This is a genomic window from Bacillus sp. X1(2014) (assembly GCF_007678255.1).
Genome location: NZ_VEED01000002.1, coordinates 16,713 through 40,708 on the forward strand (window position 1 = coordinate 16,713; position 23,996 = coordinate 40,708).

The 23,996-nt window shown below is 38.6% G+C and carries 20 protein-coding genes and 1 other annotated feature; of the genes, 17 read left to right on the plus strand and 3 right to left on the minus strand.

The window, feature by feature from the left end:
* Positions 1–218 precede the first annotated feature (218 nt).
* From pruA to FS608_RS04065, 15 genes are all read left to right on the plus strand, one after another.
* Positions 219–1,763 (plus strand): L-glutamate gamma-semialdehyde dehydrogenase, encoded by a 1,545-nt coding sequence (gene pruA, locus FS608_RS03995; RefSeq protein WP_144547992.1) that lies wholly within the window; start codon positions 219–221, stop codon positions 1,761–1,763.
* A gap of 73 nt (positions 1,764–1,836) precedes the next feature.
* Positions 1,837–3,042 carry an ornithine--oxo-acid transaminase gene (locus FS608_RS04000; protein ID WP_144547993.1) on the plus strand — a complete coding sequence of 402 codons (1,206 nt, stop codon included), beginning with the start codon at positions 1,837–1,839 and terminating at the stop codon, positions 3,040–3,042.
* A gap of 266 nt (positions 3,043–3,308) precedes the next feature.
* Positions 3,309–4,574, plus strand: a complete 1,266-nt coding sequence (locus FS608_RS04005; protein ID WP_186328645.1) for a Glu/Leu/Phe/Val family dehydrogenase — start codon at positions 3,309–3,311, stop codon at positions 4,572–4,574.
* A gap of 90 nt (positions 4,575–4,664) precedes the next feature.
* On the plus strand, positions 4,665–4,919 hold the full coding sequence (locus FS608_RS04010; RefSeq protein WP_144547994.1) for a biotin/lipoyl attachment domain-containing protein: 255 nt from the start codon (positions 4,665–4,667) through the stop codon (positions 4,917–4,919).
* Positions 4,920–5,057: 138 nt separating this feature from the next.
* Positions 5,058–6,428, plus strand: coding sequence for a sigma-54 interaction domain-containing protein (locus tag FS608_RS04015; protein ID WP_144547995.1), 1,371 nt, complete (start codon positions 5,058–5,060; stop codon positions 6,426–6,428).
* A 330-nt stretch (positions 6,429–6,758) separates the two neighbouring features.
* Complete coding sequence (locus FS608_RS04020; RefSeq protein ID WP_144547996.1) at positions 6,759–7,484, plus strand: amino acid ABC transporter ATP-binding protein; 726 nt, start codon at positions 6,759–6,761, stop codon at positions 7,482–7,484.
* Positions 7,485–7,527: 43 nt separating this feature from the next.
* Positions 7,528–8,295 carry a transporter substrate-binding domain-containing protein gene (locus FS608_RS04025; protein WP_144548598.1) on the plus strand — a complete coding sequence of 256 codons (768 nt, stop codon included), beginning with the start codon at positions 7,528–7,530 and terminating at the stop codon, positions 8,293–8,295.
* 55 nt (positions 8,296–8,350) lie between these two features.
* The gene (locus tag FS608_RS04030) at positions 8,351–9,055 is read left to right on the plus strand and encodes an amino acid ABC transporter permease (RefSeq protein ID WP_144547997.1); all 705 of its coding nucleotides are present in this window, start codon (positions 8,351–8,353) and stop codon (positions 9,053–9,055) included.
* A 427-nt stretch (positions 9,056–9,482) separates the two neighbouring features.
* A complete protein-coding gene (gene brnQ, locus FS608_RS04035; protein WP_144547998.1) occupies positions 9,483–10,802 on the plus strand; it encodes a branched-chain amino acid transport system II carrier protein in 1,320 nt (439 codons plus the stop codon).
* A gap of 61 nt (positions 10,803–10,863) precedes the next feature.
* The gene (locus tag FS608_RS04040; RefSeq protein WP_144547999.1) at positions 10,864–12,483 is read left to right on the plus strand and encodes an amidohydrolase; all 1,620 of its coding nucleotides are present in this window, start codon (positions 10,864–10,866) and stop codon (positions 12,481–12,483) included.
* A gap of 153 nt (positions 12,484–12,636) precedes the next feature.
* On the plus strand, positions 12,637–14,235 hold the full coding sequence (locus FS608_RS04045) for an amidohydrolase (protein WP_144548000.1): 1,599 nt from the start codon (positions 12,637–12,639) through the stop codon (positions 14,233–14,235).
* A 123-nt stretch (positions 14,236–14,358) separates the two neighbouring features.
* Positions 14,359–14,605: a binding site (T-box leader), on the plus strand.
* Positions 14,606–14,694: 89 nt separating this feature from the next.
* Complete coding sequence (ilvA, locus tag FS608_RS04050) at positions 14,695–15,960, plus strand: threonine ammonia-lyase IlvA (protein ID WP_144548001.1); 1,266 nt, start codon at positions 14,695–14,697, stop codon at positions 15,958–15,960.
* A gap of 176 nt (positions 15,961–16,136) precedes the next feature.
* Positions 16,137–16,856: a YebC/PmpR family DNA-binding transcriptional regulator gene (locus FS608_RS04055; protein ID WP_144548002.1), complete on the plus strand. Its 720-nt coding sequence runs from the start codon at positions 16,137–16,139 to the stop codon at positions 16,854–16,856.
* 253 nt (positions 16,857–17,109) lie between these two features.
* Complete coding sequence (locus tag FS608_RS04060; protein WP_144548003.1) at positions 17,110–18,324, plus strand: ATP-grasp domain-containing protein; 1,215 nt, start codon at positions 17,110–17,112, stop codon at positions 18,322–18,324.
* A 77-nt stretch (positions 18,325–18,401) separates the two neighbouring features.
* Complete coding sequence (locus FS608_RS04065) at positions 18,402–19,430, plus strand: YheC/YheD family endospore coat-associated protein (protein ID WP_144548004.1); 1,029 nt, start codon at positions 18,402–18,404, stop codon at positions 19,428–19,430.
* Positions 19,431–19,536: 106 nt separating this feature from the next.
* Here FS608_RS04065 and FS608_RS04070 read toward each other — a convergent pair whose 3' ends face one another.
* Positions 19,537–20,916 (minus strand): Mur ligase family protein, encoded by a 1,380-nt coding sequence (locus tag FS608_RS04070; RefSeq protein ID WP_144548005.1) that lies wholly within the window; start codon positions 20,914–20,916, stop codon positions 19,537–19,539.
* A gap of 289 nt (positions 20,917–21,205) precedes the next feature.
* Positions 21,206–22,123, minus strand: coding sequence for a DMT family transporter (locus tag FS608_RS04075; protein ID WP_144548006.1), 918 nt, complete (start codon positions 22,121–22,123; stop codon positions 21,206–21,208).
* A gap of 369 nt (positions 22,124–22,492) precedes the next feature.
* Between FS608_RS04075 and FS608_RS04080 the strand changes: the two genes are divergently transcribed.
* A complete protein-coding gene (locus FS608_RS04080) occupies positions 22,493–23,008 on the plus strand; it encodes a YbaK/EbsC family protein (protein WP_144548007.1) in 516 nt (171 codons plus the stop codon).
* Between the two features lie 429 nt (positions 23,009–23,437).
* On the plus strand, positions 23,438–23,560 hold the full coding sequence (locus tag FS608_RS31095; protein ID WP_260871569.1) for a hypothetical protein: 123 nt from the start codon (positions 23,438–23,440) through the stop codon (positions 23,558–23,560).
* 1 nt (position 23,561) lies between these two features.
* Here the strand turns inward: FS608_RS31095 and FS608_RS04085 are convergent, their stop codons facing one another.
* On the minus strand, positions 23,562–23,990 hold the full coding sequence (locus FS608_RS04085) for a VOC family protein (protein WP_144548008.1): 429 nt from the start codon (positions 23,988–23,990) through the stop codon (positions 23,562–23,564).
* Positions 23,991–23,996 lie beyond the last annotated feature (6 nt).

A 23,996-nucleotide genomic window follows, 5' to 3' on the forward strand; every position in this document is an offset into this window, starting at 1 on the left:
ATTGGTACCTTTTTCCTATAAAATGAATTTTTTGCATCTTTTTCTTTGTAAAAATGTCCAAAATGCCAAAAAATTTTGCGTATATTAATTAATTATTTATTTTGCGCAAAATTAATTTGCACCAAATACAATGAAAACCCTTTATTTATGCAGAAATACAAGTTGGCACATAACTTGCATATTAATTTGATGTAGCAAACGACAAGGGGGAACAACCATTGAAAACATATTCACATGAACCATTTACTAACTTCGAAGATGAAAAAAATAAACAAGCATTTCAAGATGCACTTGCCTTTGTACAAACACAGCTTGGCAAGGATTATCCAGTAGTCATCGGTGGAGAACAGTTTACAACTGATGAAAAAATTATATCTATTAATCCAGCAAATAAAGAAGAAATCATTGGTCGAGTGTCAATGGCAGACCAGGAACTAGCAGAGAAGGCGATGCATGCCGCATTAACAACATTTGAAACGTGGAAAAAGTGGAGACCAGAACATCGTGCCAATATTTTATTCAAAGCAGCCGCCATTTTGCGCCGCAGAAAACACGAGTTTTCAGCTTATCTTGTGAAGGAAGCTGGAAAGCCATGGAAAGAAGCTGATGCAGATACTGCTGAAGCAATCGACTTTATCGAGTATTACGGCCGTCAAATGCTTAAATTGAAAGAAGGATCACCGGTAAATAGCCGAACTGGGGAATTTAACCAGTATCACTATATCCCACTAGGTGTAGGGATTATTATTTCACCGTTCAACTTCCCATTAGCGATTATGGCAGGAACAACCATTGCAGCAATTGTTTCAGGTAATACCGTTCTTCTTAAGCCAGCCAACTCAACACCAGTAGTCGCAGCAAAATTCGTCGAGTTGATGGAGGAAGCTGGTCTTCCAAAAGGAGTGTTAAACTTTGTGCCAGGAAGCGGTGCGCAAATTGGTGATTACCTGGTTGATCATCCAAAAACACGTTTCGTATCCTTTACAGGTTCACGTGAAGTAGGCTGCCGCATTAATGAACGGGCCGCAAAGGTTCATCCTGGACAAAAATGGATCAAACGTGTGATAGCTGAAATGGGCGGTAAAGACACAGTGGTTGTTGATAACGATGCAGATTTAGATTTAGCCGCTTCAAGCATTGTCTATTCCGCTTTCGGTTTTTCAGGCCAAAAATGTTCGGCCGGTTCTCGTGCAGTTATACATCAGGATGTGTATGATGTCGTGCTTGAGAAAGTTGTGGCATTAACAAGAACACTTACTCTTGGAAATCCTGAAGAGGCAAATACTTATATGGGACCTGTTATTGATGGCAAATCGTTCAAAAAAATCATGAACTATATGGAAGTTGGTAAGCAAGAAGGCCGACTTATGACGGGCGGCGAAGGCGATGATTCTAAAGGGTACTTCATCCAGCCGACAATCTTCGCTGATTTAGATGAAAACGCACGCCTTATGCAAGAAGAAATTTTCGGACCAGTTCTTGGTATTAGTAAAGCTCGTGACTTTGACCATATGATGACCATTGCTAATAATACGGACTATGGTTTAACGGGTGCATTGATTTCGAAAAATCGCGAACATATTGAACGCGCACGCGAAGAATTCCATGTGGGCAATTTATATTTTAACCGCACTTGTACAGGTGCAATTGTCGGATACCAGCCATTTGGCGGTTTCAATATGTCTGGAACAGATTCGAAAGCAGGCGGTCCAGAATACTTACTGCTTCATATGCAAGCTAAAACAACATCTGAAACACTTTAAAAACTACAACATAGATCCCTCGGGTGGGTTCGGGTAACTCTACCTACCCGAGGAAATTATAGGAGGAACAATAATGACAGTCTCAGAAACTACTAAAACGAATCAAATTATTGAACAAACACATAAATTCGGTGCCAATAACTATCATCCACTACCAATCGTTATCGCGAAGGCAGAGGGCGTTTGGGTGGAAAGTCCAGAAGGAAACCGTTACATGGACATGCTAAGTGCGTATTCAGCGGTTAACCAAGGACATCGTCATCCAAAAATCATTCAAGCATTGAAAGACCAAGCAGATAAAGTCACCTTAACTTCACGTGCTTTTCATAATGATCAACTTGGACCTTGGTACGAAAAAATTTGTCAATTAACCAATAAAAATATGGCCCTCCCAATGAATACTGGTGCAGAAGCGGTTGAAACGGCACTTAAAGCAGCCCGTCGCTGGGGTTATGATGTAAAAGGAATTGCTGAAAACCAAGCAGAAATAATCGCCTGTGTAGGAAATTTCCACGGCCGGACGATGGGTGCTGTTTCACTATCATCTGACCCGGAATATAAGCGGGGCTTCGGACCAATGTTACCAGGTATCAATTTAATTCCTTATGGTGATCTTGAAGCATTGAAAGACGCCATCACACCAAACACTGCAGCATTTTTAATCGAGCCTATTCAAGGTGAAGCCGGGATCATCTTGCCACCAGAAGGATTTTTAAAAGCGGCATCTGAATTATGTAAGGAAAACAATGTTTTGTTCATTGCAGATGAAATTCAAGTGGGCTTAGCGCGGACAGGAAAAATGTTTGCCTGCGATTGGGAAGACGTAAATCCTGATATGTTGATCTTAGGTAAAGCATTAGGCGGCGGGGTATTCCCAATTTCCTGTGTCGTGGCAAATTCTGATGTATTAGGTGTATTCAATCCAGGTTCCCACGGGTCAACATTCGGAGGAAATCCATTAGCATGCGCGGTGTCACTTGCCGCTTTGGAAGTGATTGAGGAAGAAAAACTAGCTGAACGCTCGCTAGAAATAGGCAAATACTTCTTTGAAAAATTACAGTCCATTACCAATCCAAAAATTAAATCGGTTAGAGGCAAAGGGTTATTTATCGGGGTTGAACTTTCAGAAGCCGCAAGACCGTATTGTGAGCAATTAAAAGAAGCAGGTTTATTATGTAAAGAAACCCATGACACAGTGATTCGTTTCGCACCACCACTTACCATTACAACGGAAGAAATCGATTGGGCCTTTGAAAAAATCAAAACAGTATTAAGTTAATTTTTTTATGACAGTGTTTGAAGGTCAACTATTGATATTATAACAAGTTGATTGGAGCGGAAGGCACGAAGACTCCTACGGGAGGACGGGGCAGGGGAGACCCCGCAGGAGCGCAGCGACGAGGAGGCTCCCCTGACCGCCCGCGAACCGCTCGTGCCTGGAGCGGAAATCAACAACCAAGTTTAACAGAGCCTATTAATATAAAAACTAATAATCTACTATACGACGGGGTGTCAGGCATGTCAGTGAAACCAATGGTAAATGAAATGGAAAAACAACAACAAGAAGAACAAGAATCCTTAAATCTATTTAATTCAACGCAAACCATCATCCAACAGGCATTAACCAAATTAGGCTATAACAATGAAATGTACGAATTATTAAAGGAACCGATCCGTTTATTAACTGTCCGCATACCAGTAAAAATGGATGATGGTTCTGTCAAAATATTTACAGGCTATCGTTCCCAGCATAATGATGCAGTTGGTCCAACTAAAGGAGGCGTCCGTTTCCATCCGGAAGTGGATGAAGAAGAAGTAAAAGCATTGTCCATTTGGATGAGCCTAAAATGCGGAATTACCAATCTTCCATATGGCGGCGGGAAAGGCGGGATCATCTGTGATCCGCGCAACATGTCTTTTAGAGAGCTTGAAAGCTTAAGCCGCGGCTATGTCCGGGCAATTAGCCAAATCGTTGGCCCATCTAAAGACATTCCTGCACCCGATGTTTATACAAATTCCCAAATCATGGCATGGATGATGGATGAGTATAGCCGCTTACGTGAATTCGATTCACCAGGATTTATTACGGGGAAACCAATCGTCCTCGGCGGATCGCAAGGTCGTGAAACAGCCACTGCACGCGGTGTAACTATTTGTATTGAAGAAGCATTGAAGAAAATTGGTAAGGAACTTCAAGGAGCGCGCGTTGTCATTCAAGGCTTTGGAAATGCCGGAAGTTACTTGGCAAAGTTTATGCATGATTCTGGGGCGAAGGTAGTTGCCGTTTCCGATGTATATGGTGCTATTTACGATCCAAATGGATTGGATATTAATTACTTGCTTGATCGAAGGGATAGCTTCGGTACCTTCTCTAAACTATTTAAAAATACCATTACCAACCAAGAACTACTAGAATTAGATTGTGATATTCTTGTTCCGGCAGCCATTTCAAACCAAATCACTGCCAAAAATGCGGCCAATATTAAAGCTCCTATTGTTGTCGAAGCTGCAAATGGCCCAACAACACTTGAAGCAACAAAAATACTTACTGAACGTGGTGTCATCCTTGTACCAGACATTCTTGCAAGCGCGGGCGGAGTAACTGTCTCTTATTTTGAATGGGTACAAAATAATCAAGGTTATTATTGGACCGAAGAAGAAGTAGATGAAAAGCTTAAAAAAGTAATGGTTGATTCTTTTGAAAATATCTATCAAACAGCTAAAACACATCAGGTAGATATGAGATTAGCAGCATACATGGTTGGCATCAGAAAAGTTGCTGAAGCGTCTCGTTTCAGAGGATGGGTATAAAAGAAAATATAAGCCGAATCTACCAACGTTTGGACGGAGAAATCTTGATCTATTCAATGACTGTAAGAAACTAAAAAGGAGTGAATCAAGTTGTCAGTAACGGAAGAAGCTATTTTCAGTCCATGTTCTGGTACTGTAGAAACTGTTTTTACCGAGGAAAATAATCATGTATATGAGTGGGAGAAATTGTTTTTGATTAGAACCCAGAGCGGTAGAATGGAAGAGATTTCAATCGGGATAAGCGGGCATATCACCTCTTTACCTGTCAAAGAGGGTCAAGAAGTAAACACTCAAACCGTCCTAGCAACTATCAAAGATGATTTGTTAATTACAGGATCTGAATAAAGTAGTTGATATACTTTAAAGAACTCTTTTTGATTACTCGGAAAGAGTTCTTTTGCATTTTTTGATCTTTTTTCATCAATTTTCTTTACATTTGTTTTCCTGTATACTAGAAGAGTTCCACCGTTAGGAGGTCGATTCTTGAATATTAACTTAAAGGATTTTCAGCAATTAACGGATTTTGATAATGTGTTAGTGGTAGATGAACATGGAATTATCATCTTTAATGATCTGGCAGACTTAAATGTCCTTAAAGAAATTGGTCTTAGACCTGAAGAATTCATGGGAAAACATGTTACTTCACTTTATAAGAACCTATCGCATGAAAATAGTACGATCCTGAACGTTTTAAAAAATGGAAAAGCGGTTTGTAATGTAAAACAAGAACTTATCATAAAAAATGGAAATCCTTTTGTTACCATTAATTCAACCTATCCAATTATAAATAATGATAAAATTATCGGCGCGATTGAATTCTCCAAACACTTTTATACGAAAGAAAACATCCAATCTTTGGACAAAATTGCAAGTCATAAGGTCTATCGGCGAAACAATACCATATACACCATAGATGACATTATTTCCGTAAATCCAAAGATGGAGGCTATTAAAAATAAAATTAAGAAGATCTCGAAGACAAACTCCACCGTATTGATCAATGGTAAAACAGGGACTGGAAAAGAAATGGTAGCTCAGTCAATCCATAATTTGAGCGAGCGTTATGGTGGACCTTTTATCTCACTCAACTGTGGTGCAGTTCCTCCTAATCTACTGGAAAGCACCTTGTTCGGAACGGTGAAAGGCAGCTTTACTGGTGCGGTCGCCATGCCAGGACTATTCGAACAGGCAGAAGGAGGTACCTTATTTTTAGATGAAATCAATTCCTTAGATTTTTACCTGCAAGTCAAACTTCTAAAGGCAATTGAGGAAAAAGCCATCAGAAGAATTGGTGGAGATAAAAATATTCGTGTCGATATTCGTGTGATTTCAGCAACCAATGAAGATCCAGATGTTCTTGTCGCTGAGAAACGGTTAAGAGAGGATCTTTTTTATCGCTTAGGAGTGATTCAGATCGATTTGCCTACTTTAACAGAGCGGAAGGAAGATATAGTAAAGCTGCTCGAATACTTTATCGATTTTTATAACAATAATATGAATATTTATATCGAAGGCTGCCAGCCCGAAGTGATTGATTGTTTTAAACGCTACCCTTGGCCCGGGAATATTAGGGAGTTGAAAAATGCGGTGGAAACGGCATACAATAATGCCTCTACCGATCAAATCACAATGGAAGACATACCTAAAAGAATGAGAGAATATGAACAATCCACGTTAAGTGAACGTGAGGATACCGATTTTCATTCATTAAAAGAAGCGGTTGAAAACTTTGAAAAGAAGATGATTTTGAAGGAATTAATTAACACAAGCGGAAAATTAACCGAGGCTGCTAAACGCTTAGGGCTTTCTAAACAATTATTAAAATATAAAATAGACAAGTATCAGTTAGGATAAATAAAATGTAGTGGCTATGGATTGCTTAAAATCTATAGCCGTTTTTTTATTTATATAAGTTCGTAGTAAAAATATTTTTACGAAGATATAAAATATTTTACAAAGATAACCCCCTGATAAAATACTGTTTTCAGTAGATTCGAAATGTATAAAAAATAGATAAGAAACGGAATTAAGAATAGAGTAGGATTTTTGGCATTTACAATAAAAAATTTTTGCACTAACTATTTAAAAATTTAAAATATTTTAAATTTTGGCATAAAACTTGCAATATAAGAAATAGAAGGAGAAACTTCAAATCTTAGTTTAGTAGAAAGGGGGAAGCCAATAATGATTCAATTGCAAAGAATTGTAAAATCCTTTGGTGCCTTAACTGTTTTAAAAGGGGTCGATTTAACGGTTAATGAGAAAGAAGTGGTTGTTATAATTGGGGCGAGTGGTTCTGGAAAAAGTACATTACTTCGCTGCCTGAATTTTTTAGAAGTGCATGACGAAGGGGAGATAAGGATTCAAGGAGAACAAATCATCCCTGACAAAACGAATCTCAATAAAGTTCGTGAAGAGGTTGGGATGGTTTTTCAACACTTTAATTTATTTCCTCATAGAACCGTTCTGGAAAATATTATCGAAGCACCCGTCTATATCAAAAAGAGAAAAGTGGATGATGCAAAGCAGAACGCTCTCGAATTACTAGAAAAAGTAGGATTACGGGATAAAGCTGATGTCTATCCTGATAGTTTGTCTGGCGGTCAGATGCAAAGGGTTGCAATTGCTAGAGCACTAGCCATGAAGCCAAAGATTATGCTCTTTGATGAGCCAACCTCAGCGCTCGACCCTGAGTTAGTTGGCGAGGTGCTGCAGGTTATGAAGCAATTAGCCAATGATGGGATGACGATGGTCGTCGTTACCCATGAGATGGGCTTTGCACGTGAGGTCGCAGACCGAGTAGCGTTCATGCACGACGGACAAATTTTGGAACAGGAACATCCAAACAACTTCTTTGACCACCCACAAAATGAACGAACAAAACAGTTTTTAAATAGCATTTTAAAATAAATCAGGGGGAATAAAAGTGAAAAAGAAAACAATTCTAAGTTTAATGGCAGCAATTTTAATGCTTTCCATTGTTCTTGCTGGGTGTGGTTCAGCGAAGGAAACTAATACTTCCGAAAAGAAACAAGAAGAATTCGTTTATGCCATGAGTGGATTATTTAAGCCGTTCAATTATAAGGAGGACGGGAAACTTACTGGTTTCGATGTCGAAATTGGTGAAGCTTTGGCGAAAAAAATGGATATGAAACCAAAAGCGATTACCTTCCCATTTGAGACCATCATTCAAGGACTTAGAGATAAAAAGTTTGATGCGATCCTTGGAAGTATGACCGTAACTGAAGAACGTTTAAAAGCTGTTGACTTTACTAATCCATATTACAAATCAGGTTCAAGAATTTTTGTTAGCGCTGACAATAATGATATTCAGTCGAAAGAAGATTTAAAAGGGAAGAAAATTGGCGTTACCCCAGCGACTGTATATGAAAAGCTTGCAAAAGAGTTAACGGATCAAGATAAAGTGATGGTCTATTCTCAAGGTGATATGACTGCTCTAATGGATTTGGCAACTGGACGTGTGGATGCCGTAATCTGTGATGATATTTTTGGTAAAGTCGGCGTTACTCAAGGTAATCTAAGAATTAAACCTATAGATGAATTATTACAGGTAGATAATCAAGCCATTGCAACGAACAAAGATGATAAAGAATTAACAAAAAAAATCAACAAAGCATTGGATGAAATTATAGCTGATGGAACCTATGAAAAAATTAGTATTAAATGGTTTGGTTATAATCTAATGGATACAGATAAATAATACAGTTTAAATCATATTTATAATAAATAAATTGTTGACTGGATGGGGATTTGACATGCTAGACATCTTTCTATCAAACTATGGCTCATTATTTGATGCATTACTAGTAACAATGAAAGTAACCGTTAGTTCTCTTATTTTAGGGAGTTTCATCGGTCTTTTATTTGCCTTTTTTAGCCTATCTAATCTTAAAATTCTAAACTTAATTTCACAAGGATATTTGATTATCGTTCGGGGAACGCCGATGATTGTCCAAATCTGTATTCTCTATTTTGGAATCTCTTCAATCCTTACTCTACCGCAATTTTGGGCTGGAGTTATTGCTTTATCGGTTCACAATGGTGCCTATATATCGGAGATCTTTCGCGGAGCCATTCAATCGATCGATAATGGTCAAATGGAAGCAGCACGCTCGCTTGGGATGTCGTACAAATTAGCGATGAGGAGAATTATTCTACCACAAGCCTTTAAACGGGCAATACCATCACTAGGAAATCAATTTATTCTTCTGCTAAAAGAATCCGCACTAGTAGCCTATATCGGTATGACGGATTTATGGGGTGCAACGATGTCCATTGCAGGAGCAAATTACCAACCATTGGAAACATACATGGTTACCGGCTTGTTTTATCTTATCCTTGTTGGCCTATTCACTTATTTATTTAGTAAATTGGAAGCCAAATACAGCACAAACACTAAGAAAAAAGGTAAAGCCACCCGTTCTGTGGTTTCCAAAACGACCAGTGTAATAGAACAATAGAAATTGAAGATAAGAGATTAGTGAAGCTGAATCATTCTAGTTATAATGATAAAAGTGTCCTCATTTTGAGGGCATTTTTTTCGGGAAATGCTCTATTGTTATTGGTTATGGCACATATTTTGTAAAAGTATTTTTACAAAATAAAAAATTTTTTACCATTTCTGAAGCAAATGCTTCTTTTAGAAATGAAATTTCAAGATATGTGTGATAATTAAAGTTAGGTTTTTTGTCGTTAATAGACAGATAATAAAGAAAAAGTAATAAGTTCACAAAATTGTCGATTAGTTTTTAAAAAGTTGGCACATTAATTGCACGTATTAGAAGTAACGTGCAATTATTCATAAATTCTAAATATTGATGCAGGAATGCACGAATGTTTAAATCATAATAATTGTTACCGATTTCAGTCATTAAAGGAGTGCATCGAATGAAAACAAACAAGATTTACCGAGACAGTCTCATTTTTGGTTTTGCCTTTTTCGCCGTGTTTTTTGGGGCTGGGAATTTAATTTTTCCACCTTCCATCGGGTTTGTTTCCGGATCGGATTGGCCAACCGCTCTGGCAGGTTTTGTACTAACTGGAATAATCCTGCCTTTACTCGGACTAATTGCTGTTTTAAATGCTGAAGGGAAATTTGAAGTCTTAACAAACCCCATTAGTCCTTGGTTTTATAAAGTATACAATAGTCTCTGTATGTTATGCATTGCGATGGTGGTGACCGTCCCTCGAACAGCTGCTACCACACATGAAATAGGCGTTCATACATTGTTTCCGCATTTTCCGGCGTTTGGTACGATGATTATCTTTTTTGCCCTTACTTATTATTTTGCAAACGATCGGTCCAATATGATTGATAAAGTAGGAAAAGTGCTGACACCGGCCTTATTAATGATTTTATTATTCATCGTCTTTAAGGGAACATTCGATCCAATTGGCACACCAATCGATACAAAACTTCCAAACTCATTTTCTAACGCATATATAGGTGCCTATCAGACCGGTGACCTTTTTACAGGACTCCTTTGTGCATCCGTATTTATCGGAGCTGTTATTAATAAGGGGTACAATGAGCCGGCTAACGTTAGAAAAGTGGCTATTAACGGAACGATTATCGCAGGGATGGGTCTATTAATTGTATATGGAGGCTTACTTTACATTGGTGCAACTGGTGCTGGTCAATTTCCAAAAGATATTGAGAGCACCGCGCTATTAACTAGTTTAGTGGATCGTTTACTAGGAAATTATGGGACGATTTTCTTGGCTATCGCTGTCGCCCTAGCCTGCCTTACAACCGCGATTGGAATTACGGCATCCATTGCAGATTTCCTAAGTCATCTGACTAAAAATAAAATAAGCTATCGGATTTGGGTTCTAGTCATTTGTATTTCCGGTGTTTTGGTCGGACTTCTTGGTGTTGAAAAAATTATTAACTTTGCACTTCCACTATTCTTAGGACTCTATCCTGTATCAATTGTAATCGTTTTCCTTGGCGTATTCCGTAAATATATCCCGAATGCTGGGGCATATAAGGGGGCAGTCCTACTAACGATTTCCGTGAGTTTATTTGAAATGTTAGGAGCCTATGGATTAAATGTAAAGTTTGCGAATGTTTTCATAACAAAGATCCCTTTAAGCAGCTATGGGTTCGCCTGGATTATTCCAGCAATCATTGGTTTTATCGGCGGTGCGCTGATACATAGGACCATGGCTAGAAAACAGGATACAGAACTCGATTTAAGCGCTTAAAAACTAATGCATTGTTGAACCATAACAACTTGAGAGATTAATAGAAGGGAAGTAGAATATTATGACCAATGTGATAAATCAGTGTACCTATATAAATGGAAAAATTTTCACAGCCAACCAGGAGAAGCCATATGCTGATGCAATGGTAGTACGTGATGGAAAGGTAGCATGGATTGGATGCCAAGCAGATTTAGAAAAAATAGACGGAGATTATATTGATTTGCAAGGACAAAGAGTGCTGCCTGGATTAATAGATGCTCATTTGCACCCATTATACCTAGCGAATGCATCCAAACAAATTGCTTGCACTCCTCCACTAGTAAATTCAATTAAGGATTTAATTAAACAAGTCCGAAGTTTGCGAGGGGCCCAAGGTAAAGATCAGTGGGTCGAAGGCTGGGGATATGATGAAGGAAAATTATTAGAAAGACGATCACCTACAAGGTGGGATTTAGATCAAGCGGCTGTAGATGTACCTGTTATTATTACACGCACTTGCGCTCATATTGTTGTGGTAAACAGCAAAGCACTGGAATTAGCAGGAATTTCTAAAGAAACACCTGACATGCCGGGTGGCCAGATTGATAGGGATAAAGACGGTGAGCCTACAGGGGTTTTACGTGAAAATGCCAAAGACCTTGTCACTCGGATCATGCCGGTCAAAACTCTTGAAGAAAACGCTGAATTACTTGCTGAGTTAAGTGATGTGCTGCTCGCACATGGAATTACTGCGATAACAGATGCAATGGGCAGAACGGAACCAACTGATTATTTAGAAATGTATAAGGATGCAGTCCAAAAAGGACTAAAGCAAAGGACGGTCCTCTACTATATTTGGGAAGATTTAAAGAAGCAATCGATGTTGGAGAAAGAAAAAACGAATCTAGAAAACCAAATCCATATTGGCGGGGTTAAGTTATTCTCGGATGGAAGTGTATCCGGCCAAACCGCATGGGTAAACCCGCCTTTCTTAGGTGATGGTGAGAATTATGGAATCCAAATGACAACCCAGGAAGAATTATTGGCAGCCGCAGAAGCAGCGAAGCAAAATAATGTTCAATTGGTTGTCCATGCCATGGGTGAACAGGCGATTGATTTAATTGTGAACACTTTTTATGGAAAAAAGGGCTGGCTTCAAGATGCCCCTTCCATCAGGATTGAACATGCGGCGATGCCAACACAGCAGGCATTACAACGTGCAGCGGAAACAGGAATTGCTTTTGTTACCCAGCCAATCTTCTTGTTTGCGGAAATTGAAAGCTACCATAATAACCTGGGTGCAGAGCGGACAAAAAAGACCTATCCAGTTAAGTCGATGTTAGCAGCAGGAATCAAAGTTGCTTTTTCATCCGATGCCCCTGCAACCGCATGGGCCGACCCAGTGAATCCATTTGTAGGGATAAAAGCGGCTGTTACACGGCTAGCTTATGACGGTACAGATACAGGGCAAAAGCAAACAGTTGATGTAGAGACAGCCATCAACCTTTACACTCGCGCGGCTCAAGAAATCACCCGCATTCCAAAAGTGGGACAGTTGGCACCAGGATATCATGCAGATTTCATCATACTAGATCAAGATATCTTTGAAGTAGATCAGGAAAAGATAGATGAGATTCAGGTTATCGAGACATTTATGGGTGGTAACTTGGTCTATAAAAATGAAACCTTTGCGATTAGATAACTAAAATATTGGTTTTGCCTGTTTTATCATAATTATGGGATCAAAAACCAGTACTGATTAGCCGACAGTGTGGGACTAACATTTAATAGTCTATCTTGCTGTCGGCTTGCTGATAATAATAGAAGAAAAGTTATCTTAGTATGGAGGCCTAAAATGACAAAAACTATTTTTACAAATGGAGCCATCTACACATTTGACGCCGGACAGCCATTCGTTGAAGCTGTAGTGGTGGAGAATGGGAGAATTCTAGATACTGGCTTACACCAGGAAATGATCTTACAATGGGGCAGAATGGGGGCAAGCATCGTTGATTTACAAGGAAAAATGGTAACGCCTGGATTAATCGACAGCCACTTGCATCTTTCAGGTGTGGCTTTCAACTTTTTAGACCTTGATTTAACAGGGGTTAAATCGAAAAACGAAATGCTTGATAAAATTAGAGACAAGGCAAATACAGTTGCACCCGGTCAGTGGCTTATCGGAATGGGATGGGACGAAAACCTCTTTACAGGAGGGAACATTCCAACAATAGAAGAATTAGACCACGTGTCCCCACACTGTCCCATTTACCTAAAGCGGATCTGTCACCATGCCTTTTTAGTAAATAGCAAGGCTTTGGAAATGAGTCATTATCATCAATCTAACCCGGTACCAGCTGGAGGAACGGTTGTTCTTGATACCAGGACCAAAAAACCAACAGGATTACTGCTCGAATCAGCATCTCAATTAATCACAAAATACATACCAGAGAGAACCTATCAAGAGTTGAAGGATGGTTTGAAGTTAGCAATGCAATTTGCGGTCAAAAAGGGATTAACAAGTGTACATACTAACGATCCTGCTTATTTAGGCGGTCTGGATTCAACCTATAAAATGTATGACGAATTAATTAACCACGAAGGCCAAGGCATACGTTGTAACCTGCTCATTGATTATCCCTATCTTCATCTGTTGAAAGAAAGAGGGATGTTTGCCGGCTTTGGAAATGAGAGATTACAAATCGGGGCGATTAAAATTTTTGCTGATGGAGCATTTGGGAGGAGAACCGCGCTGCTGTCGGAGCCATACAACGATCAACACGGCCAGTTTGGTGACGCCATGTATGATCAAGAAACCCTTTATCAAGTGATGAAAGAGATTCGCACACACTCGATGCCACTGGCTGTTCATACAATTGGCGATAAGGCACTGGAAAATATTCTTGATATCCTTGATCAATTCCCAAGAGTAAAATACCGTGATCGAATCATTCACACGTCATTAGTTCGTGAAGATTTAATTCAGCGCTTGAGAGACCCAAGCCGAATTGCTGATATTCAACCTAGATTTGTGGTTGGGGACTACCCATGGGTGCAAGAAAGAGTCGGAGAGAAGCGCGAGCAATATTTATATGCATGGAAAACATTACTCTCTTCAGGCGTGTTGTGTGCCGGCGGCTCCGATGCACCTGTTGAACCGGTCGATCCATTACTTGGTATACATGCAGCCGTAACCCGTAGGACTCCTGGGGATACTCATGAAGGCTGGAATGCGAAAGAAAAACTCTCCATGCTCGAAGCGGTTAAATTATTCACGGTTGGAGGAGCATACGCCACAAATGAAGAGAATCATAAGGGATCCATTTCAAAAGGGAAGTTCGCCGATTTCACGGTTTATTCTAACAATCTATTTACAATGAATCATCCCGACGAGTTACTCAACACTGAGATTGAAATGACGATTGTAGGTGGCGAAATCAAATATAAAAAATAAGATAATAACAGTGTTAAAAGCGGATTCAACAGATGTAAGCGCTTTATAATTAACAAAATAATTAAAATAGTCAAAAAATATTGACAGGGAATTTTTTCAGTGGTAACCTTATAAAAAATTGAAGAAGAATCAATGATGAGAAAAGTAGAGTAAGCCCTTGTTCTACAGAGAGTCGACAGTTGCTGAAAGTCGATGTCAGGACCTATTCGAAGATCACCTCGGAGATGTGTAGCTGAAACTTTACGTAAGCTAGACCGGAATGTCCGCCGTTACAATGGAACACGTACCCGTGTGGTACGTTGATCGAGAGCCGTAGTGTTGGTTGTTGCTGCGGAAGTAGGGTGGTATCGCGAGTTCACTCGTCCCTATACAATGGGGACGAGTTTTTTGTGTTTAAAAATAGCAGTTGAACTTATTAATTTTACTTTATGGATGCAAAAATTAGGAGGGAAAAGGAAGATGAGTCAACAAGTTGATAAGAAAGTATTTAATGTGGAGGATATTATTATTGCCAGCCATAACATTAAGGATGAAATTGCACCAACTCCCCTGCAATACAATCACTTGTTATCAGAACGATATGGCTGCCATGTCTACTTAAAACGAGAGGATTTACAAAGCGTTCGTTCCTTTAAAATCCGCGGGGCATACAATCGGATTAAAAAACTCAATCAGGATGAGTTAAAGAATGGAATTATCTGTGCAAGTGCAGGTAACCATGCACAGGGGGTTGCTTATTCTTGTCATCTCTTAAATATTCATGGGAAAATCTTTATGCCAAGTACCACACCAAAGCAAAAGGTGAACCAAGTGAAATTTTGGGGCAAGGAAGATGTTGAGATTGTTTTGGTTGGAGATACCTTTGACGACGCCTATGAAAAAGCAATGGAATGCAGTCAAGAAGAAAATCGGACCTTTATCCATCCTTTTGATGATCCCGATGTCATTGCCGGACAAGGTACGGTAGCTGTCGAATTACTCAATGATTGCCCGGAAAAAATTGATTACCTGTTTGCCGCGATTGGCGGAGGAGGGCTGTTGTCGGGAGTCGGTACATACCTAAGACACTATTCTCCACAAACTCTATTAATTGGTGTGGAACCACAGGGTGCTTCAGGCATGAAGGAATCCTTTTTGAAAGGTGAAGTGACCTCATTAAAAGAAATCGATCCATTCGTGGATGGGGCAGCGGTAAAGACGGTGGGTACGCTAACCTATAACATCTGTAAGGAGATTGTTGACGATATTCTCGTCGTTCCAGAAGGCAAGGTATGCACGACACTACTTTCTTTATACAATGAAAATGCCATCGTTGTCGAACCAACTGGAGCCCTATCAGTGGCAGCATTGGATATGTATGCTGAAGAAATTAAAGGAAAGACGGTTGTTTGCATTGTCAGTGGCGGAAACAATGATATTGGCCGTATGCAGGAAATTAAAGAGCGCTCTAAAATCTATGAAGGATTGCAGCATTATTTTATTGTCAATTTCCCGCAGCGTCCTGGTGCCTTACGAGAATTTTTACTAGATGTTCTTGGTCCAAACGATGATATTAGCCATTTTGAATACACGAAAAAGAATAATCGTGAAACAGGACCAGCTTTAGTTGGGATTGAGTTAAAGGATAAAGGAGATTATTCTCCATTAATCGAACGCATTAAAGCAAAAGGATTTTTATATCGTGAAGTCAATAAAGATAGTACTCTGTTTCAAATGTTGGTATAGTTCCATACTATTTGTAGAGGTCGAACTTGACGGTTCGACCTCTTTTGTCGTTAAAATGGGACTAAAATCAACTTCTTACACGATTTTGCTTAATAGACTCTTAACAAATGATGCAATTAAGGTATAATATTATTTGTCAATGATAGAGATTCAAAAGCGGAAAGAGAGTGTTCAGAATGGGACGTAAGTGGAACAATATTAAAGAAAAGAAAGCATCAAAGGATGCAAATACAAGCCGTATTTACGCTAAATTCGGAGTTGAGATTTATGTGGCTGCAAGACGGGGCGAACCTAATCCTGAATCCAATCAGGCATTAAAATTCGTACTCGAGCGTGCTAAAACATATAATGTACCAAGACACATAATTGACCGTGCGATTGAAAAAGCAAAAGGCGGATCAGAGGAAAGCTACTCCGAACTTCGTTATGAAGGATTCGGACCAAATGGATCAATGGTAATCGTTGATGCGCTAACAAATAACGTCAACCGTACCGCATCAGATGTACGTGCTGCATTTGGTAAAAACGGCGGGAACATGGGCGTAAGCGGCTCTGTGGCCTATATGTTCGATGCAACGGCGGTTATCGGTGTGGAAGGCAAAACCGAGGAAGATGTGCTTGAATTATTAATGGAAGCTGATGTCGATGTACGTGACATTATTGAAGAAGAAGATTCAGTCATTGTTTACGCTGAACCAGAACAGTTCCATGCTGTCCAAGAAGCATTTAAAAATGCGGGAATTACTGACTTTACAGTTGCAGAACTAACAATGCTTGCTCAAAATGAAGTGACACTTCCTGAAGACGCACAAGCTAAATTCGAGAAAATGATTGATGTATTAGAAGACTTGGAAGATGTTCAGCAAGTGTACCACAATGTTGATTTAGGTGAATAAACATTAAAGCCGACCTGTAAATTATCAAGATCTAAAGATTAAATACAATATGAAGATGTCACATATTAGTCCTATAAAATATGTGACATCTTTTTTTGTTTTTTTATTTAATTGTCTTAAGAATAATGACGATTGTCCAGACCACTCTTGTCCTATGACAATATAATAAAATGTACTTATCAGATAATTGAGAATAAAACTGGTAAAGCTACATCCTTTACTAAAAAACCTTCAAGGAAGGATGACAAAGCTTATGCGAACTATTGTATTTATTGAAACGAATAAATCTGGATCTAGTAGAGAAGCCATAAAAGCGGCGGAACACCTCGGCTATTTTACGGTGTTATTCACCAATAGACAAAAGTACATTCAGCAAAGAACAGAATTTCCCGAAGTCCATCAAATGATTTTAGTGGAATTATCCAATTACGATGAATTAAAAAAGAACGTCAGGATACTACAAAAACAAGGAAAACAAATAAAAGGCATTTTTAGTTTTGTACATTCCTACGTTCATCTAGCTGCAGTATTAGCAGAAGAATTTTGTACAAGCGTTGTCTCTACAGACTCCATTTTAAAAATGGAAAATAAAGTTTTAACTCGTGAACTTCTCAAAGGTCACCCAAATTCTCCCTATTATGCTCTTTATACACCAGATTACCCCTTAGAGTTATTTATAAGTCAAGCAAAGGACTATTTACCTCTTATTCTAAAGTCTCCCACATCTGCCGGCTCAAAAGATGTTCTTTTAGCTAATAACGAGAGCCAGCTGAAGGTGGCCATACAAGAATTACGAAAGAAAAATGAACAGATTTTATTAGAAGAGTATCTAACAGGTCCTCAATATTTAATTGAAGTTTTAGTACACAATGGAAGAGTTCATATCGTCGCGGTCATCGAACAAGAGATTACTTTTTCACAACGATTTATCGTAACAGGATATTGTTTGCTGCCAAATATCAATCAAAGAATGTACGAAAGTATTCATGAAACTGTAAGTTCCATTTTAAGGACGTTTGAAATGAAAAATGGTGCCTGTCACCTCGAAATGCGCTTAGTAAATGGCATATGGAAATTAATAGAAATTAATCCAAGGATCTCAGGCGGAGCGATGAATCGAATCATTGAAGTAGGATATGGAATTAATCTAGTAGAGGAAACCATTCAATTAATGTTAGGAAAGGAGCCTCGCCTTACTAGAAAACACAGTAAGTATGTATACGCTCATTATTTAACAGTTGAATCTAGAGGAAAATTAATCAAGGTAACAGGGAAAGACCTCGCCTCTCAATTTCCCGGTGTAGAAGAGGTGTTTATCAAACCGAGACAAGGACAGATCGTACGTCCGCCTTTATCAATGGGAGATCGTTGCGGATACATTTTAGCATCTTCTGATAGAAAAATAGAAGCGAAAAGAATGGCCATACGAGCAGCAAACAGGGTGCATTTCTATCTTGACCCAATATAAAGTTTCCGAGTGACAATTTAATAATTGAACAAAAATTCTTAGCTAAAGAAGAATTGGAGAGGTGGTAGAGAAGTGAAATGACGCTAATTGGCATGCTTCATCATCGGAGAGATCCAATTAATGTAAAGAAGGCATATGCTTATGCAGCTGTAGCAAAAGCAGAGGGTGTAAACTTTTTTTACTTTACCCCAGGGAAGGTGAATATCAAACAGCAAAAAATCTTAGGAAAAGCCTATGAAAATGGACGATGGATTGAAAAGGAATTTCCTTTCCCTGATGTTATTTATAATGCAAGTTATCTTGCAAGTGAGAAAACTAAACATATCTTTGATTATTTGTACGATAGGATTCCGTTTACAAGTCATTCGATTGGGGACAAATTATCGGTATATACCAGAATTAAAAGGGCAAATACATTTAACCATTACCTTATTCCTTTTTATGAATTAACTAACGTACAGATTTTTTTTGACATGATCAAACGTTATCAAAAGGTTATTATCAAACCGTTATCTGGCCATCAAGGTGGAGGCATTGTTTTTATTGAAAAGGTAGGATCCAATCATTACAAAATGAATGATGCAGGATTAGAATCATCTATTTATGAAAAACAATTGTTAGACTGGTTAACCGATAAAGTACAAGAACAAGATTACGTAATTCAACAGTTTATTACAAGTCAAACAAAATCTGGTCATGTTTTTGATTTCCGGCTGCATGTACAAAAAAATGGAGAAGGAAAATGGGTGATTACATCTATATACCCTAGGATCGGGCGTTTAGGGACCATAACTTCTAATATGGGGAGTGGTGGTTATAGTACTTATCTAGATATTTTTTTAAAACAAGAGTTTGATGACTCCTGGTATGATATTAAAAGATATCTTGAACAGTTTGCGATCAATTTTTCAAACCATTTTGATACATTATATGACAATGAATTAGATGAATTAGGAATTGACGTCGGAATGGATGCAAATCAAAAACTATGGCTTTTTGAAGTAAACTGGAGACCAGGTCCGCCAAATATATATAGTCTTGAATTAGATGTTGCTAAAAATACGATTTTGTATGCAAAATATTTAGCTAATAAAAATAAACATTAAACAAAAAAGGCAGCTTATCACTCATGAACTTCAACTCCAATTGTAAACAATTGGGTTGTCATTCATTAAAGGAAAGCTGCCTTTTTATGCTAAAATTTTTTATCATTTAACTTCTTAAATAGTCAATAACATCATCAAAGTCTGAGTCATTCCCGCCCGTTTTGAAATAGACAATGTCATTAGGCAGTAAAAAAGAATCAAAAAACCTCTTTATTTCATCGGCATCAGAAAAATGATACACATTATGCGGATTTACTCCTGCCTCGATAGCTGGCTTTTGAAAATCCTTTGCAATAAACCCTTTGGTAATCAGAATATCGACCCCGGAGGCAGCGATTAAATGTCCTGCCTTTTCGTATTCTTCATCTGCATATTTTCCCAGTGCTGCCATTCTTCCCAGAACCGCAATTTTTCTTTGGGACGGCAAAGCGATCTTGCTTAATGTTTCTAAGCCTGTTCTTAAAGAAGCAGGATTTGACTTCCACGTATCATCTACCAACATGATTTGATTTCGTCCTTCCATTACTTGAAAATGGGATCTCATATGTGGATAAGAAGATAATCTTTTTAAAGCATACTGAATATCGACTCCTAATATGGCAGCGGCTGCTACTGAAGCGACTGCATTATATACACTATGCTCACCAAGACCCGGTATATATCCTCTATATTCACTTTGCATATATTCCATCCAAAAAGTCATGCCGGTAGAAGTAAATTGATATTTCTTAATCCTAAAAATAGCATTCTTGTTTTTTCCGAATGTGATAATCTCTCCTTTAAATTTAGATGTATCGATCGAGGAGAGATAGGGGTCGTCCGAATTTAGGATGAGAATTCCCTCATTGTTCATCCCTTCCATTATTTTTGCCTTTTCAGCTAGATAACGATCAAATGACCGAATTTTATCTGTATGATCCACATCTATCATTGTCATGATCCCAATCGTCGGGTAAAAATACTTACAAGACTCCGACATATCCCCTTTTTTAGATACAGCTGTTTCAAACACTGCCACATCCGTATTTTCCTCAATTCCCAATAAATAAGAAAGGTTGTAATAGTCGGCATTTTTGCTGGATATGGTCGCCTGGACAATGTGTGTATCTTCTAATATGTGTTTTAGCATTTCCTTCGTCGTAGACTTTCCACATGTACCTGTAATGGCCACTACAGGAATGTTAAACAGGTGCCTGTAATACGAGGTGAATTTAAAGAAACTATCTTTGAGATTCTTTACCAAAATGATTTGCGTAGAGTGTAAACTTTCCATGTTAGAAAATGGAGTATCTGTGACGATGAATACATTTTTGTATTTCTTTATCCTTTCAACCGGCACCTCTCGATTGTTAAAACGAAAATATAATGTATGACTCATAATTTCAGATCTGTCATCAGTGACCGTCTTAATCCAAATCCCTTTTTGCTTTTCATGAGGCTGAATGTTCATGGCAGTTAAGATGTTTTCCAACAATAATGTCTTCAAAATGTCCCTCCTGAAGTTCCTTTTTTGAAAAAAAGCAGCTTGCCATTAATACAGGTAGTGGCGATTGAAAATTCAAAGGCTGATATATCATATGACAAGTCCCCTAATAACAACTCCGGCAATTAGCGGAATTTGTCATAAACTTAAAAGTTCTAGAATTTGAACTGACTGACCCAGGAACCCACGTAATCTATAATTATAAGAAAAAAAGAGGACCTTTATCCTTATAACGGACAAAGTATCCTCTTCTGTTAATGGAATAGGACTGCTTTATTATGACGCCAGGTCCTCATCGTTTATTACCTGATAATATAAAAATGGTTGTTATAATGAGAAAGGAACCAATCCATTCGGCCGGGCCAAAAGATACTTGAAGCCAAGCAACGGCCAAAAAGGCAGCGGATAATGGCTCAACACAAGCGAGAAGACTGGCTTCGGACGCACGAATGAACTTCAAACTTTCCATAAAGCAAAAAAAGGCAATTAAAGTACCGAAAATAATTACAAAAACCACAGCAATAAATGATGATACACTCCAATGTCCCTGAAACTTCCACGGAGGATGAATCAAGCTAAAGCCAATTCCGCCAATCAACATTCCCCAGCCAACGGTAAGAAGTGATCCCCATTTTTCTAATAATTTGCCAGGATAAAGTGTATAAAATGCGAGAGCAAAAGCGGAGAGGATTCCCCATGTAAAGGCAGAGCCTGAAATGGATAGGGAATGAATACTTCCTTTTGTAACAAGTAGAAATGTTCCGAACAGGGCTAATCCTATCGCGATTACTTCATTTTTCGCAGGTAATTTCTTTGACCGAAAAGTTAAATAACAGACAATAATAACTGGTGCCAGGTACTGTAATACCGTTGCAGTTGCTGCATTCCCATATTCGATAGCGGCAAAGTATGTATACTGCACACCAAACATTCCAAGTATCCCAAAAATAACTAGGTGTAAGATATCCTGTTTATTTTTCCATATGCTCCAAATATTTTGCTTTTTGACTATTTGTGCAAAAAATAACAAGCCCAGGCCTGAAAAAATGAGCCGGTTAACCACTAACCAATTGGTACTAAAACCTTGTGTGTGAAATAAGTATTGAGCTACTGTTCCTGAAACACCCCAAAGTGTTGCTGCAATAAGGACTAAAAAGATACCTTTTATCCTTGGCCTTGGGGAGGAAACTGCTGCCACTTGCGAATTCATTCGACCCCTCCATTGTGTGAAAATACTAAAGTATTAATCTTTTGACAATGATTATATCATGTATTTGTAAATTAGTTTTAATTAATAGGTGTTTCGTCAAGGTTCAGCAGGAATGTAAAAAATAATCGTTCCCAGTACATGGGAATAAAGGAGTCGACAGGAACAATTAGAAGTTAATTGTGCCCCTGACCTCAGAAATAAGGAGTCGACGGGAAAAAATAGGAGTTAATTGTGCCCCTGACCTCAGAAATAAGGAGCCCAAGGGAACAATTAGATGTTTAATAGGTACCACACAAGTCATCTGTTCGCTTTATTCCTTTAAAGTATGATATTATTCATAATATTACCAACCGAGAAAGGATGAATAAGATGTCATTGGAAAGTGTAAAAGCCCATTTTAAACAATGGAATCGTGAAAATGATGTAATGGAATTTGAAACTTCCAGCGCAACAGTTGAGCAAGCCGCTGAGACAATTGGAGTCGCCCCAGCTCGAATTGCTAAAACCTTATCATTTAGGGGAAGTGAGGATAAAGCTATTTTGATCGTTGCGGCAGGGGATGCAAAAATCGATAATAAGAAGTTCCGGCAGCAATTCGGTATCAAAGCACGAATGCTCTCCCCGGATGAAGTACTCGAACAAACAGGACATGCCATTGGTGGTGTATGCCCGTTTGGGTTGAATAATGAACTTGATGTGTACTTGGATGTCTCCATGCAGCGCTTCGAAACACTCTACCCAGCTTGTGGAAGTACCAACTCTGCAATTGAATTAACGAAAGAAGAGTTATTTACCTATTCTTTTGCAAAAGACTGGATTGATGTATGTAAAGGTTGGGAAGAAGAGGAACTGCCATCACAAGAAAGTCAACAAATCGAGGTTTAGATTAAAGGATCATCCTAGATGCAATTGAGTAATGAGGAAGAATTCTCACAACAGTAACCATAAAAGTCTTATGATGCCCGTTAAGCACAAAAAATCAGACTAACGGTAACCATTGAAGTCTTATGATGCCCGTTAAGCACAAAAAATCAGACTAACGGTAACCATGAGAGTCCTATGATGCCAGTTAATCCAAAAATATCCCGCCCAAGGGAATCAATATAGAACTATATACTTACCAATAAGAAAATCAAAAAAAAAAGACCGAGCAAATTGCCCGGTCTTCTTAAATTAAGGCTGTTTTCGGAATAATTGTTGTTTTTGGAACCGATTTAATCATATAAATCTACAGAAGGATTTTTATTCGGACAAGATTGCTTTTGAAGCTACGAAAGCTGTCCGAAAACGACCGATGTTCGGACATGATTGCCTTTGAAATCACGAAAGCTGGCCGAAGACGACCGATGTTCGGACACGATTGCCTTTGAAGTTACGAAAACTGTCCGAATGGGCCACAAATCGAACGCAGCAACAAAGTTTACGATAAGAGCCTAAATTAAAAAACACTTTCCCCATTATCATAATTAAATAGCCATTCAATTCCAAACTTATCTTTTAGAGAACCATAGCATTTGCTCCAGAAGGTTTCTTGAAGCTCCATGACTACCGTACCGCCTTCTTTCAGTTGGTTAAAATAAGTGTTAATCTTATCCAAGTCTTTATTAACAATAGCTAGACTTATGTTATTACCTGCTGCAAACGGCATACCAGGGAAAACATCAGAAAACATTACGTTGCTTCCATCAATATTAAGCCTTGTATGCATGACCAAGCCTTTTGCTTCTTCTGGAAGGGCATAGTCTGGGTGCTGCGGCGCTTCCCCAAACGTCATAATTTTCGGCTTTTCTAAGCCAAATACCTCCGCGTAAAATTCTGCTGCCTCTCGACAGTTCCCGTTAAAATTAAGATATACATCAACAGACATGTGTGA

Excerpts from the sequence above, each read along its gene's own strand:
- FS608_RS04000 (WP_144547993.1), top strand. The coding sequence starts at position 1,837 with ATGACAGTCTCAGAAACTACTAAAACGAATCAAATTATTGAACAAACA.
- FS608_RS04005 (WP_186328645.1), top strand. The coding sequence starts at position 3,309 with ATGGAAAAACAACAACAAGAAGAACAAGAATCCTTAAATCTATTTAAT.
- FS608_RS04020 (WP_144547996.1), top strand. The coding sequence starts at position 6,759 with ATGATTCAATTGCAAAGAATTGTAAAATCCTTTGGTGCCTTAACTGTT.
- FS608_RS04025 (WP_144548598.1), top strand. The coding sequence starts at position 7,528 with ATGGCAGCAATTTTAATGCTTTCCATTGTTCTTGCTGGGTGTGGTTCA.
- FS608_RS04030 (WP_144547997.1), top strand. The coding sequence starts at position 8,351 with ATGCTAGACATCTTTCTATCAAACTATGGCTCATTATTTGATGCATTA.
- brnQ (WP_144547998.1), top strand. The coding sequence starts at position 9,483 with ATGAAAACAAACAAGATTTACCGAGACAGTCTCATTTTTGGTTTTGCC.
- FS608_RS04040 (WP_144547999.1), top strand. The coding sequence starts at position 10,864 with ATGACCAATGTGATAAATCAGTGTACCTATATAAATGGAAAAATTTTC.
- FS608_RS04045 (WP_144548000.1), top strand. The coding sequence starts at position 12,637 with ATGACAAAAACTATTTTTACAAATGGAGCCATCTACACATTTGACGCC.
- ilvA (WP_144548001.1), top strand. The coding sequence starts at position 14,695 with ATGAGTCAACAAGTTGATAAGAAAGTATTTAATGTGGAGGATATTATT.
- FS608_RS04055 (WP_144548002.1), top strand. The coding sequence starts at position 16,137 with ATGGGACGTAAGTGGAACAATATTAAAGAAAAGAAAGCATCAAAGGAT.
- FS608_RS04060 (WP_144548003.1), top strand. The coding sequence starts at position 17,110 with ATGCGAACTATTGTATTTATTGAAACGAATAAATCTGGATCTAGTAGA.
- FS608_RS04065 (WP_144548004.1), top strand. The coding sequence starts at position 18,402 with ATGACGCTAATTGGCATGCTTCATCATCGGAGAGATCCAATTAATGTA.
- FS608_RS04075 (WP_144548006.1), bottom strand. The coding sequence starts at position 22,123 with ATGAATTCGCAAGTGGCAGCAGTTTCCTCCCCAAGGCCAAGGATAAAA.
- FS608_RS04080 (WP_144548007.1), top strand. The coding sequence starts at position 22,493 with ATGTCATTGGAAAGTGTAAAAGCCCATTTTAAACAATGGAATCGTGAA.
- FS608_RS04085 (WP_144548008.1), bottom strand. The coding sequence starts at position 23,990 with ATGTCTGTTGATGTATATCTTAATTTTAACGGGAACTGTCGAGAGGCA.